This window comes from Rhodococcus phenolicus (assembly GCF_001646785.1).
In the GTDB taxonomy this organism is placed as follows: domain Bacteria; phylum Actinomycetota; class Actinomycetes; order Mycobacteriales; family Mycobacteriaceae; genus Rhodococcus; species Rhodococcus phenolicus.
The window spans coordinates 1-12,258 of record NZ_LRRH01000125.1 but is presented as its reverse complement, the minus strand read 5'-3'; the positions used below and the strand labels follow the sequence as shown (position 1 = coordinate 12,258).

Here is a 12,258-nt window from a genome sequence, read left to right as displayed (position 1 = left end):
CCCTCACCGAAGTTCGTGCCCTTGGGATAGAAATCCCGAATCAACCCGTTCGTGTTCTCGTTACTGCCCCTCTGCCTCACCGAAGTTCAGCGGTTGCTCAATATCCGGCCGCGGAAGACGTTGGGATGGAGGAAGCCCTGTAACGTGCTCTCGGAGTTGATCGCGGGTGTTGCGTTAGCCTCCTGAATCCGCCGACTCTGTGCGTACGCTAACTGCCCCTTGAGAACAGACTCAACTAACGTCCGAGGGTTTAACCACTTCCATGACTGAGTGGGCGCGCAAACAGCCTTACCCCCGTAGTAGAGGTTGTATCCGTCGATATAAACACCTACCCGCATCCGGTCACCATACCGCCCAATCGCGACGACAATCTCCGCGCGATGAACTCGGTGTACGGACGAGTTCCGACGCACGGCCGGTGCAGCATCGTCTCGCACGTATCGCCAGAGGACGCCCCATGCGCCGCTCGAAGCTGTCTTATATACGGACTCACAGGTTATCCAGCATGGAGGACTCCACCAATCGAGGGGTGCGCAGCAGAACCGTGGAGGGAACCTTCCAGCGTCGGTAGTCGGCTCATGACCGCACTCGTGAACCGACTACTGCTTCGGACCAGTCGATTCACGATATTTCCTCTGGATAGCACCAGTCGGCTCAGTCGGCTCAACGGAATCGTGTGACCCGTCCTCGCAAGAGTCCTGATCCAACTGGATCGGCAGCGACCACAACGAAGTTCGAGGAAAGCCAGCCATCTCGTAGACCACATTGAGACGCTTCGCAGCCCGCTTGATCGTCGCGTCCGAGAAACTTGCCTTGCGCGCATCAGCCTTTACTGCCTTCGCCGGGGTGCGACCGTGCTCAGTGAGGTAGTCCTCAAGCCAAGCCGCAGCCTCGGTGCGGTCCGCACGATCGGTGCCGTCCGGCTCAGCCAACACTTCACGGACGTCACGCTCCGTCTCCCCTAGCCACTGCAATGCACCGACCTCAGCTGCACCGTCCTCGGTCTCCACCGATGTCGAGACGATTGTCGCCTCCATCGATCGAGTCCGCGGCGCCAGGTTTGCCTTGGTGTTCGTGACGATCAGATTCCCGGTGTCCTCATCCTTGGCAACCGACAGCACTGAACGAGCGACTTGCGACCACGCGATTGACCCGAGAATCAGCTTCCCCGTGTCGGTTCCGTCCCGTTTGCCGAAGTGGCAGAGCCCGAGCACAACACAACCCTGCCTCGCTGCGAGCTGGGCGAGCGGTTCGAGATACGAGCGGACCGCACGGTCGTCCTTGCCGGACAGCTCGGACGACATGCTCGACGTCGCCGCATCGAGGACGACGAATGCAACCTGATGCTGCGCGATCATTTTCTCGAGAGTCGCGATATCGAGCGGCAGGATCAGCGTTCCCGAGTCCATGTGGGCAGTCTCGACGTCGACGAACAATACCCGGTCCATATCGGCCCCAGCGGCTTTCAACCGCGGTGCCACGGTAAACTCGCGCGAGTCCTCCGAGTGGATATAGAGCACGTTCCTCGGGATGCCGTGCAGTTCACCTTCCAGTGTCCCCTGGGTGATCTGGGCACAGATCTGCGCAGCGATCGTGGACTTGCCGAGCCCCTCGCGACCGGCGAGCAAGGTGAGAGAACCTGCAGGAATCCAGTCCTCCATCACCCAACGGACCCTCTGCATCTTCACGTCCGAACCGCGGGTGATCTTCAGCCGGCGACCCGACTGGCCGCCGAGATCGACGGGCTCGAAATCATCGAGACCGTACCCAGCGGCGATGTGGTCGGCGGCGTCCTTGCCAGCCTTCGCCACCACCACAGCGACACCGGCAGCGATCGGTTCGACGAGCTCGTGAACCTGCATCGCGTGACGGCGGCCGGCTTCATCGTCATCCGCCACGATAACCACCGTGTGGCCGGCCAACGGCGACCAGTCGAACAGGTGAGCTTTTCCCGCTCCCATCGCTGAGCACACCGCCACCCCACCGGCCGATTCGATGGCATGCACGTCCTTCTCGCCTTCGACTACGTACACCGCAGTGCCAGTGGGTGATTCGTCAAGACGCTCAACGCGATACAGGTCGCGACCGCGGGTGTTGCCGGACTGGCGAAACTTCTTGTGGCCTCGGTCGTCGTAGGTGCGATGCACGGTGCGGCCGTCGCGGTAGTTGTACCGGGTGCCGGCGGGATCGTCGAACAGATCTCGCATCGTCAGACCCACAGCATCGAGCACGGCCATCTTGTCGTCGGCATGACTGTTCATCAGAACCTGTCCGTGGATCTGACGGAACGTCACCGAACGATCCGACGTCGAGTGCCCCGGAGCCTGCGCAGATGCCGTGCAGCCGGGTCCGTCCTTCCACACCAATCCTTTGTCGAGCCATCGCTCACGGAGCCGATCTAGCGCCGTCATCTCCGCCACCACCCCTGCTGCAGCCTGTCTGCCATTCGATCTCGCCTCTCTGGGAATCGAGGCCGGGAGTCGGTGGACTCCCGGCCTCGCGTTTCCGAATCCTTGAAGTGCTTGCTCAGAAACAACTTCGGATGACTCGACCGAGGTCGGCGAGATCCGCACGCTCCGCGAGAATCCGCCGACGCAACCGATCGACGTCCTCGTCGCTGAACATCGGGATTCGGCAGTACTCCTCGCACAAGCGACCCAATCGGACCACCGCGGCCTCGAGTTCGCCGAGCGTCCATCCGGACGCATTGATGATCTCCTCGCAGGTTGCACCGAGATCCGAGAGCAGAATTTCCGCCTCGACGACGGAGTGGCTAGACTCGCTCATCACACAGGTTTCCTTTCTGTGAGTTGGGTATCGACGCCGTAAGTGGGATTCCGGAGCTGGCGGCTCCCCCACAGCGGCGTCGTCCATTTCTGCAGGTCACGCTGCACCCGGCCGATCGTCGGTGCGCGTCATGAGATTTGCGCGCACGAACGCCTCCACGTCCTCCCAGCGATAGAGAACGCGTCGCCCGTGCTTCACGAACTTCGGACCGATACCGCGGTACCGGTCGTTGGCGAGCTTGGCGGGTGTCGTACGCAGATATGCCGCGACTTCCTCCGCTGTCGCCAGGCGTGATTCGACCATTTCTCATCCCCTTCGAATCGTTCGATCCAGTGTTGCAAAACTGGCTCAACACGGTTCTACAGTTATTGAGCCGGATATGCAACACCGGTTCACGACCGAGTGTTGAAACACCAGGTCAGAACGTGGGAGTCTGGCGCACATGCGGATCAAGCCGGATGCTCCCTCGCCCAACTACGAAGTCGCACCTGGACTGAGGGGGTACAGGACCGTGGAAGTGACCGCGAACCCGGGAGATTGGGATCTCCCCTACGCCGTGACAGCAACCATGGAGGCACGGGACGGCAAGTACGTCGTGACCCGGCTCGTCGTCGGAGAAGTCGAGAGCGGGCCAACCGTGCAGCGCGGCGAACTGGCCAAGATCTCCGTTGAACCGTTCATCCGGGCTGCCGCATCGGAGACAGTGCTCGAACGCGCAGGCACCACGCCAGACGTATCGAAGAGCCTGGCGTCGGGAGCTCTGAACAGCTTCGTCGAGCGAGTTCGCACGAACGGGCTGGCCGACAACGACCTGCCGACACTCGCAGAGCTCTATCGCTGGATACGCCTCCAGGAGGGCAAGCCGACCGCCGTCCTCGCGACCGAGCTGAACCTCTCGACGGCAACCGTGAAGCGCTGGCTCGCGCGGGCAGTGGAGGCCGGCCACCTCACCCAGGCGGAACGGACCAAGTAACCGGTGGCGACCATCGAGTCGTACGAGACCGCGTCGGGCAAGCGATACATGGTTCGCTTCCGCACACCCGACCGCACCCAATCGAAGAAGCGCGGTTTCCGCACCAAGCGCGAAGCGGAGGCGTTCGCCGCGACCGTCGAGGTCGAGAAGATGCGCGGCGAGTACGTGCCGCCGTCACTCGGACGGATCACGGTCGACGAGCTGGCGCCCGACTGGCTTGAACGCAAGCGAGCCGACGTGGCACCGTCCAACTACCGCACCCTCGACTCCGCGTGGAGAACCCACGTGCAGCCGAGATGGGGCCGAGTCCGAATCGCGGACGTCGAACTGTCTCGGGTCGAGCAGTGGATCGCCCAGATGCAACGAGACGGGAGCGGGGCGACGACCGTCGTCCGCGCTTACGGCGTCCTTGCCGCCATCCTCGACGACGCTGTTAAGTCGCGCCGGCTCTCGACCAACCCGGCCCGCGGAGTCGAGAACCTGCCGCGCAAGACCACCAAGCGGCACGTGTACCTGTCGGCCGGCGACGTTGCCCGGATCGCGAGCGAGTCCGGTAGGCACCGGACGCTGGTACTCACGCTCGCCTACACGGGAATCAGGTGGGGTGAGGCAGTCGCACTGCGAGTCCGTGACATCGACTTCCTGCGGCGTCGGCTGACCGTGCACGACAACGCTGTGCAGCTCGGCGTGGATCACGCCGTCGGCAGGACCAAGAGCAGGCACACGCGGTCCGTTCCGGTGCCCGAGTTCGTCCTGGACGAACTGTCGGAGCTGTGTCGAGGCAAGGGCGCCGAGGGGCTGGTGTTCGCGGGCACCGGCAACAGATTCCTGCCGCGGCCGAAATCGAACGGCGGCTGGTTCGCGGGCGCGGTGAAGCGGGCGGGTGTCCAGCGGATCACCCCGCACGATCCGCGACACACCGCCGCCTCGCTGTCGGTCAGCGCCGGCGTGAACGTCCTCGCGCTCGCCCGGATGCTCGGGCACACCTCCGCGAAGGTCACGCTCGACACGTACGCGGACCTGTTCGACAGCGATCTCGACGTGGTCGCGACGCCCTCCACGCCCGGTACGCGCAGGCAAGTGTGCCCAATGTGTGCCCAAAGCCGACGATCACTCCGAACGTGAGGACATAAAAAGTCCCCCACCTGCGTGAACAGGTGGGGGACTCTTGGCGGTGGCGGAGGGATTTGAACCCTCGGACGGGGGTTACCCGTCACACGCTTTCGAGGCGTGCTCCTTAGGCCGCTCGGACACGCCACCGCTAGAAGACTTTACCGGATCGCGTCGCTGAGTCGAAATCGGCAGGTCAGAGCGCTGAGCCCGAGTCGCGGTGGGTGCGGAAGAACTCCTCGAGGACCGCAGCACACTCGCGTTCGAGGACCCCTCCGCGCACCTCCGGCCGGTGCGTGAGCCGACGGTCGCGCACCACGTCCCACAGAGACCCGACCGCCCCGGTCTTGGGTTCCCACGCCCCGAAGACGACCCGGCCGACCCGGGCGAGCACGATCGCGCCCGCACACATCGTGCACGGCTCGAGCGTCACGGCCAGGGTCGCGCCCCCGAGCCGCCACCCGTCGCCGTGCACCCGCGCAGCTTCCCGCAACGCGAGGATCTCGGCGTGCGCGGTGGGATCGCCGGTCGCTTCCCGCGAGTTCGCCGCCCGTGCCAGCTCGGTACCGTCGGCCGCGAACACCACCGCGCCCACCGGGACGTCCCCGGCGGGTGCCGTCTTCGCCGCCTCGAGCGCGACCCGGATCAGTTCCTCGTCGTCTCTCAGCCCCATCTACTTCTGCAGCTTGTCCAGCGTCGAGGACAACACGTCGTCGAAGCCGAGCCGCTGCGCGATCTCCTCGATCTGCTCGTCCGGGTACAGCTCCGTTTCGGACAGGATCACCGCGAGCACCGGGTCCGGCAGACCCATGTCGGCGAGGATCGCCAGATCGCCCTCCTCCCACGGCTCGACCTCGTCGAGCTCGTCCGGGTCGATGTCGGGGATCTCGATGTTCAGTGCGTCCAGCACGTCCGCGGCGATGTCGTAGTCCACCGCCATCGTCGCGTCCGAGACCAGCAGCCGCGTACCGGACGGGGCCGGACGCACCACCACGAAGAATTCGTCGTCCACATTGAGCAGACCGAAGACCGCCCCGGAGCTCCGCAGCTCGCGCAGCTCCGTCTCCGCGGTCGCCAAACTCGTCAACGCCGCGGAAGTCAGGGCACGGCACTTCCACCGGCCTTCCTCGCGCGTGACAGCGACGGCGAACCCGTCCAGGTCCTCCGCCGAACTCCCACCGGGCGTCCCGGATGTGGTCCCCCCGGGCGTCCCGGACTTTGTCACGGAAGGGCTCTTGTCCCCTACACGCTGTGCAGCCATGCGCGCAACGGTAGTCGGCCACGTCCCCTGAATGAAGTCCGGAGACGAATGTGCCAACCTGATGCGGTGCCTGCTGCAGTTTCCGCCCCGCCCGTCTGCGTACTCGGCCTCGGCCTGATCGGCGGATCGCTGCTGCGTGCCGCCGTTGCCGCGGGACGCGAAGCCTGGGGATACAACCGCTCGTCCGGTGCCGTCGACGCCGCGATCGCCGACGGATTCGACGCGTCCACCGACCTGCCCGCCGTGCTGCGCCGCGCCGCCGCATCCGATGCGCTGGTCGTCGTCGCGGTCCCGATGCCGGCGGTCGACGCGGTGCTCGCCGCGGTCGCCGATCACGCCCCGGACGTCGCCCTGACCGACGTGGTAAGCGTGAAGTCCGCGGTCGCCGCGGCCGTCGCGGCACGGGGACTGTCCGCGCGGTTCGTCGGGGGGCATCCCATGGCCGGGACCGCCGAATCCGGATGGGACGCCGGCACCGCCGAACTGTTCCGCGGCGCCGTGTGGGTGGTGGCCGTCGACGACGGTGCCGACCCCGATGTGTGGCAGCAGGTCGCGGGCCTGGCCCTCGACTGCGGTTCGGTGGTCGTGCCCGCCGAGTCCGGTGAGCACGACGCCGCGGTCGCGCGGATCTCGCACCTGCCGCACCTGCTCTCCGAAGCCCTCGCGCTCGCGGGGGCCGGCGGGGGCGATCTCGCGCTGGCGCTGGCCGCCGGATCGTTCCGCGACGGCACCCGCATCGCCGGGACCGCTCCCGCGCTCGTCGACGCGATGTGCGAGGGCAATGCGACCGCGCTGCTCGCCGCGCTGGACGAGACCCTCGAGGTCCTGCGCACCGCCCGCGAGCAGCTCGCCGACGGCAGCACCGGCGAGCTCACCCGCGCCGGGTACGCGGCCCGGCAACGCTACGAACAGCGGGAACGCCGGCCCATCAGCGGGATCGTGCCCGGCGACGACGACTGGATCGAGCGACTGCGCGACGCCGGGCGCCGCGGCGGGGTGTGGACGTCGTGAACCTGCGCGACACCGCGTCGGCCCTGGCCAAACGCACCCTCACGGCGACCGACCACGTCCGGCGGGTGCTCGCCGACCTCGACGCGCTCGACGGGACACCCTGGAGCAATGTCGTCGCCGCCCGCAACGACGCGGCCGCTCTCGAATCCGCTGCCCGTGCCGACGCGGAACTCGACGCCGGCAGCTGGATCGGACCGCTGCACGGCGTGGCCGTGGCGATCAAGGACAACATCGACGTCGCCGGTATGCCGACACGCTGCGGCAGCGCCGTCCTCGCCGACGCACCGCCGGCACGCCGGGACGCCCGGATCGTCGAACAGTTGCGGGAAGCCGGCGCGATCGTCGTAGCCAAGACGCACCTGCATGAGTTCGCATACGGTCCCACCGGTCTCGTCAACGCGGCCGGCCCGGCGTCGCACCCGCACGATCCGGCGTTGATCAGCGGCGGCTCGTCATCGGGCTCGGCGGTGCTGGTCGGCAAGGGCATCGTGCCGCTGGCGCTGGGCACCGACACCGGGTGCAGCGTGCGCACCCCCGCCGCGCTGTGCGGAATCGTCGGACTCAAACCGTCCAGCGGCGCGCTGCCGCTGGACGGGGTGTTCCCGCTGTCCACCACGTTCGACCACATCGGGCTGCTGACCGGCGACGTCCTCGACGCCGGCCTGGCGTGGGGTGCGCTGCCCGGCATCGCGCACCTGCGCACCCCGGTGTCCGAGTTGCGCGTGGGGGTGCTGCGCGGCGGGGTGTGGGAACTCGACGACCCCGAGGTCGCCGCGACCGTCGACGCCGCCTGCCGCACCCTCCGGGACCTCGGCGCCGACGTCGTGGACGTGCCCCTGCCCGAGACGGACGAGCTGCTCGCCGTGTATCCGATCGTCACCGGCTCCGAGGCGTACGAAACGCATCAACGGTGGTTCGAGAGCGACCCCGGACGGTATCGGCCACCGACGGCCGCGCTCCTGGCCGCGCAGGCCGACCGGCCCGCGTCCGAATACCTCCGCGCGCTGCGGGCGGCCGAACGGCTGCGCGGCGAGGTGTTACGACGGCTGCGCCGCACCGAACGACTCGACGCCCTGCTCACCGTCACCACCGGGATCCGGTCGGCACCGCTGGACAGCGACCCCGTCGATCTGCGCGCTCCCCTGCTGCAACGGTGTATCCCGTTCAGCGTGCTCGGTGTCCCGGCCCTGTCGGTACCCGCGCCGGACGGTCACGACCGGCCGATCGGCCTGCAGGTCATCGGGTTGTCCAGCGGACCGGGAGGGCACGGCAGCCACCCCGGTGAATCCACAGCGCTCGCGGTCGCGCTCGCCGTCGAAGGCACGCCGACCGATCAGATGCGCTCGGCGAGGCCCTGATAGTCGAGGACGAAACCGTCCGCGTCGACCGTCACGGTCGAACTCGACACCGGTGAGAGCACATGGATGCCGTCGGCGGCGCTGCTGTAGATGAGCGTCGCCTCCTCGACACCGAGATCGAGCAGGTTCACGTACACGACGGGTACCTCGAGATCGTCCGCGCCGGACTGCAATCCGTACCGCCGGATCGGGAGGGCGTTGAAGAACGGGCTGAGGATCACGTCGACGTCGAATGCGCCGCCGAACGCGGAGCGCTGGTGCTGCGTCCCGTTGTCGACCATCCAGATGCCCTCACCGGAACGACTGATCGACATGTGCTTCTCGCCGGATGCCAGCGTGGTGCGCACCGACAACCTGCGGGTGACGCCGTTCTCGTCGGTCACGAGATCGTAGGACGCGCTGAACGCCGGATGGTCGGCGCACGCCGCTCCGACGATGCGCCCGGACGCCTTGACGCGACTACCGCTCAACTGCACACGGACCGATTCCATGCGCGGCACATCGTTCGCCCGCCACGTCAGAAGTGCGGGCCAGGTCGATGCGCTGCTCGCCGCAGTGCGCGCGGCATCAGGGGCTGGCATGCTCACGGTGTCTACCGTAAGCGACGAACGGCACACAGGTGGCGTCGGCGTCCGATTCGAAATGAGTACCTGTTCACGCGGACGAAACATCGGGTCGGTCCGCGTCCCCGCGCCCGAGCCGGTTCGAGAACACCGCCAGCGCCGCGGCACCCACCGCCACATTGAGCAGCGCGCCGAATTCGGCGACCGCGAAGTCGACGACCTCGACGAACAACACCGTGATCAGGGCGGCTGCGCTGAACAGCCGCAGCGACCACGGTCGTCCCGAACGCAACCCCACCAGCCCGGCCACGCACAGCACCGTCGTCGCCGACACCCCCACCAGCTGAAGCTGTACCGTGACGTCGCGGTCGCCGCCGGTCAGATCGTCGTCGAGGGTCAACGCCGCATGGACGAGCATCGACACCGAGAACAACGTCAGGGCCACCGCCGCCACCCACGTGCCGCGCTCGCCACGCAACCATTCCGGTACCAGCCGCCCCAGCCGGGCGCCGATCCCCGCGCGGCGCGGCGCACGCTCTGCGCACCGGGCCAGCAGGTTCTCGATCTCGTCGACCGTCGCGGTCTCCGCACCACCCGCCCGCGCGGACCGCAGCTGGGCCAGTGCGCGCGCCCGGTCGGCAGGGGCGATTCCGTGCATCAACCCGTCGACCGCGGTGGAAGCCGCGTTGGCCAGATCCTCCCGTGCCGTGGTCGGCCGCATCGAATGAACCACCCGGTTCGCCAGGAGCAACAGCAACACCACCACATACATGACGGCGACCGACGGCCGGTAGAAATAGTCGTTCGTCTTGGTGAGGAACTTGCCGATCTCATCGAGGAACAAACCGAAACCGATCCCGCCCGCAACGATCCCGAACCCGAACGGAGTACGTCCGAGGAAGGTGAACAGCCCGCACAATGCGACGACCATCAACAGACCACCCCACAGCGAATGTGCGATATGGAGGGTCGCGCCACCGACCTGCGGATAGCCCGTCAAGTGCAGATACAGCCGAACCAGCAGGATCGTCGTGACGGCGACGATCACGAGCGCCTCGATGCGCGACGACGCGCCCACGTCCCGCAGCAACCTCGAGGCGGGACCGTGTCGGGCCGGGACCGACTTCATGACCGCTGAGCCTAGCCGCGTAGTGTGCGATCGGACCGCGATGCGCCGCGCTACGAGGTCTACGGCCCATGACTGGCCTAGAGTCGCCTCATGCGCACCGTGTGGACAGTTCCTCCGAACATCGCCCAGACACTGCTGGAATCTCCCGAGATCCAGATGTTTCTGACCAGCAACGAGCTGCCCGAAACGGCGGACGACCCCCGTCAGCGGCTCGCGGAGTTCACCCACGCGCTCGGTGCCCTCAGCCGCAACATCGGACGCACATTCGGATCGGTCGACGCCGCCAACCGCGAACTGTTCGGAGGTTCCAGCGGAACCGTCCCGGTCGCGCTGCGCCTGACGGTCCTGCGGGCCATCGTCACCGAGGTCGACGACCGCACCCCCACCCCCGACCCGCTGCCGGCCAACGTCGTCGACCAGCTCGGCGCGTACGTGTACGCACTCCTCGACCCACGCGACCGCACCGTCCTGCACATCGGCAGTGGTCGCGGGAACCGTATCTTCGCCCTCACCTGGGCGGCGCTCGGTGAGACACACAAACTCACCGCCGCGGGTGAGAACGCTCCCCCGCCCACCCCCGAGGCCGACGCGGCACTGCGCCGCGTCCGCGCCGTCTACGACTCCGGATACTCGGTGGAGCATTTCGTCGTCGCGGATCACCTGCTTCCCGCCGCGGACGGCGATCACGCTGCGGGGGCCACCGCCCAGGCATTGATCGCGGCACTGGGACTGCTCGAATCGCATCGCGGTGACTTCGTGCTCACGAACCTTGCCGGCACCACCGGCGACGCGGAGGCGGATCGGGTTGCGCGTCCGATCGCGGAACTGGTCCGCCAGTATTCGGCGGAGGCAGCTCCCGAACTGCCGACGCCCTGCGTGGTGCTGCGCATCACGGACGCGAAATCGGCTTCCGCAGATCAGGTTCGGGATCTCGCCGATCGGCCGTGGCCGGCCGGCACCGCGGCGCGCGGTATCGACGGACTGCCCATTCTCGTGGTCGCCGACAACATCGTGCGCGGCGCATACCGGGCCAGCGGATGGGAGGCTGCTTCGCGTACCGAGGAGAACGGCGGCACGATCCTGTATCGCTTCATCGGGGAATCCGACGGGGAACTCGAGAAACTGTTCGTCGATACCCGCCTGACCCCGGATCGGCTGGGTCTCAAGCGGTGGCCCTCCCACGGGTGGGCACCGCGTCTGACACGAGCGATGCCCCGAGCCACTCCCCGCCCGCGCCCGTAATCGACCTCGGCCCGAGCAGGACGTCGCTGCTCGGGCCGACGTCTGTCCGCATCACCTACCGGCGGGCGTCAGGATCGGCGCGTGCAGATCGTAGTAGTGCACATCGCCCAGCAACCGCATCTCCTCCTCGAACAACGGACGCAGATCGTCGGGAACCTCGACCCGCTCGTGCGCACGGGCTTCATCTTCGGACGAGAAGTACACGGTCTCGACGTAGCCGTCGTCGCCGTACGTCGCAAGGGTCGCACCGAGGATCTCGGGGCGCAGCTCGTGCACCCGATCGCCGGTTTCCGCAAGGACCTCGCGCATCCGCGGCAGGTCGTCGCAGTGGCCCTCCATGACCTGTACGAAACCCGCCGTGTCCGATCCGCCGCCCATCCACATATCGACATCCCGGCAATCATGGACGGTGACCTCACCGTCGAAACATTGCTCGGCTTCCGCCCACCATTCGCCTTGCTCCGGACGCTCGCTGTTGCGTCGCGCCATCTCTTCGGATTCGAAACGAGCGACGGACACGAAGGTGCCGTCGTCGCTGAAACCCGAAGTGCTACCCAAATATCCGGGTGCGCCCGCGCGAAGGTCGCGGGTCCACCGTTCCATGCAGTCCAGCAGCGCGCTCCGGTCACGCACCGTGCCCTGCCACACCTGAATGAACATCACACTGCCTCACCGAGCTCTTCCCGATGGCCGGCCGGCAACCGTCCACCACCGGCATCGCCGACGGCCGGCAGCCGCAGCCACCGCAGTTTCCATGATTCGCCTGCGGCGCTCGCCGGACAACCACCCGTCCCGGAACGCACAAAAGCCGGAGGCCCCCACCA

At 67.1% G+C, this 12,258-nt stretch carries 12 protein-coding genes, 1 tRNA gene and 1 pseudogene; 5 read left to right on the top strand and 9 right to left on the bottom strand.

Features of this window, described 5'->3' with window-relative positions; all coding sequences use genetic code 11:
- Positions 1 to 599: 599 nt before the first annotated feature.
- From A8G15_RS26315 to A8G15_RS26305, 3 genes are all read right to left on the bottom strand, one after another.
- Positions 600 to 2,294, bottom strand: coding sequence for an AAA family ATPase (locus A8G15_RS26315; RefSeq protein WP_245688011.1), 1,695 nt, complete (start codon positions 2,292 to 2,294; stop codon positions 600 to 602).
- A gap of 232 nt (positions 2,295 to 2,526) precedes the next feature.
- Positions 2,527 to 2,787 carry a hypothetical protein gene (locus tag A8G15_RS26310; protein ID WP_068165988.1) on the bottom strand — a complete coding sequence of 87 codons (261 nt, stop codon included), beginning with the start codon at positions 2,785 to 2,787 and terminating at the stop codon, positions 2,527 to 2,529.
- 96 nt (positions 2,788 to 2,883) lie between these two features.
- On the bottom strand, positions 2,884 to 3,090 hold the full coding sequence (locus A8G15_RS26305; protein WP_068165987.1) for a helix-turn-helix transcriptional regulator: 207 nt from the start codon (positions 3,088 to 3,090) through the stop codon (positions 2,884 to 2,886).
- A gap of 214 nt (positions 3,091 to 3,304) precedes the next feature.
- On the opposite strand from A8G15_RS26305, the gene A8G15_RS26300 reads away from it, so the two are divergent.
- Entirely contained in the window at positions 3,305 to 3,760 is a 456-nt protein-coding gene (locus tag A8G15_RS26300; RefSeq protein ID WP_156665575.1) for a PCI domain-containing protein, read from the top strand.
- A 3-nt stretch (positions 3,761 to 3,763) separates the two neighbouring features.
- Positions 3,764 to 4,893 (top strand): annotated as a pseudogene (locus tag A8G15_RS26295) (tyrosine-type recombinase/integrase).
- 36 nt (positions 4,894 to 4,929) lie between these two features.
- Here A8G15_RS26295 and A8G15_RS26290 read toward each other — a convergent pair.
- From A8G15_RS26290 to A8G15_RS26280, 3 genes are all read right to left on the bottom strand, one after another.
- Positions 4,930 to 5,020, bottom strand: a tRNA-Ser gene (locus A8G15_RS26290).
- Positions 5,021 to 5,066: 46 nt separating this feature from the next.
- Positions 5,067 to 5,543, bottom strand: coding sequence for a nucleoside deaminase (locus tag A8G15_RS26285; RefSeq protein WP_068165985.1), 477 nt, complete (start codon positions 5,541 to 5,543; stop codon positions 5,067 to 5,069).
- Positions 5,544 to 6,131, bottom strand: a complete 588-nt coding sequence (locus A8G15_RS26280) for a tRNA adenosine deaminase-associated protein (protein ID WP_082900175.1) — start codon at positions 6,129 to 6,131, stop codon at positions 5,544 to 5,546.
- A gap of 48 nt (positions 6,132 to 6,179) precedes the next feature.
- Between A8G15_RS26280 and A8G15_RS26275 the strand changes: the two genes are divergently transcribed.
- Positions 6,180 to 7,142: a prephenate dehydrogenase gene (locus A8G15_RS26275; protein WP_068165983.1), complete on the top strand. Its 963-nt coding sequence runs from the start codon at positions 6,180 to 6,182 to the stop codon at positions 7,140 to 7,142.
- On the top strand, positions 7,130 to 8,500 hold the full coding sequence (locus tag A8G15_RS26270) for an amidase (RefSeq protein WP_068165982.1): 1,371 nt from the start codon (positions 7,130 to 7,132) through the stop codon (positions 8,498 to 8,500). The genes A8G15_RS26275 and A8G15_RS26270 overlap by 13 nt, the downstream gene beginning before the upstream one ends.
- Here A8G15_RS26270 and A8G15_RS26265 read toward each other — a convergent pair.
- Together A8G15_RS26265 and A8G15_RS26260 are read right to left on the bottom strand one after the other, a co-directional pair.
- Entirely contained in the window at positions 8,476 to 9,081 is a 606-nt protein-coding gene (locus A8G15_RS26265) for a putative glycolipid-binding domain-containing protein (RefSeq protein ID WP_082900173.1), read from the bottom strand. The genes A8G15_RS26270 and A8G15_RS26265 overlap by 25 nt on opposite strands.
- Before the next feature lie 73 nt (positions 9,082 to 9,154).
- The gene (locus tag A8G15_RS26260; RefSeq protein WP_068165981.1) at positions 9,155 to 10,192 is read right to left on the bottom strand and encodes a hypothetical protein; all 1,038 of its coding nucleotides are present in this window, start codon (positions 10,190 to 10,192) and stop codon (positions 9,155 to 9,157) included.
- Positions 10,193 to 10,282: 90 nt separating this feature from the next.
- Between A8G15_RS26260 and A8G15_RS26255 the strand changes: the two genes are divergently transcribed.
- Complete coding sequence (locus tag A8G15_RS26255) at positions 10,283 to 11,434, top strand: GIY-YIG nuclease family protein (RefSeq protein WP_068165980.1); 1,152 nt, start codon at positions 10,283 to 10,285, stop codon at positions 11,432 to 11,434.
- 51 nt (positions 11,435 to 11,485) lie between these two features.
- Here the strand turns inward: A8G15_RS26255 and A8G15_RS26250 are convergent, their stop codons facing one another.
- Entirely contained in the window at positions 11,486 to 12,094 is a 609-nt protein-coding gene (locus tag A8G15_RS26250) for a putative antibiotic biosynthesis monooxygenase (protein WP_068165979.1), read from the bottom strand.
- Between the last annotated feature and the right edge of the window lie 164 nt (positions 12,095 to 12,258).

Excerpts from the sequence above, each read along its gene's own strand:
- A8G15_RS26310 (WP_068165988.1), bottom strand. The coding sequence starts at position 2,787 with ATGAGCGAGTCTAGCCACTCCGTCGTCGAGGCGGAAATTCTGCTCTCG.
- A8G15_RS26305 (WP_068165987.1), bottom strand. The coding sequence starts at position 3,090 with ATGGTCGAATCACGCCTGGCGACAGCGGAGGAAGTCGCGGCATATCTG.
- A8G15_RS26285 (WP_068165985.1), bottom strand. The coding sequence starts at position 5,543 with ATGGGGCTGAGAGACGACGAGGAACTGATCCGGGTCGCGCTCGAGGCG.
- A8G15_RS26280 (WP_082900175.1), bottom strand. The coding sequence starts at position 6,131 with ATGGCTGCACAGCGTGTAGGGGACAAGAGCCCTTCCGTGACAAAGTCC.
- A8G15_RS26275 (WP_068165983.1), top strand. The coding sequence starts at position 6,180 with ATGTGCCAACCTGATGCGGTGCCTGCTGCAGTTTCCGCCCCGCCCGTC.
- A8G15_RS26265 (WP_082900173.1), bottom strand. The coding sequence starts at position 9,081 with ATGCCAGCCCCTGATGCCGCGCGCACTGCGGCGAGCAGCGCATCGACC.
- A8G15_RS26260 (WP_068165981.1), bottom strand. The coding sequence starts at position 10,192 with ATGAAGTCGGTCCCGGCCCGACACGGTCCCGCCTCGAGGTTGCTGCGG.
- A8G15_RS26255 (WP_068165980.1), top strand. The coding sequence starts at position 10,283 with ATGCGCACCGTGTGGACAGTTCCTCCGAACATCGCCCAGACACTGCTG.
- A8G15_RS26250 (WP_068165979.1), bottom strand. The coding sequence starts at position 12,094 with ATGTTCATTCAGGTGTGGCAGGGCACGGTGCGTGACCGGAGCGCGCTG.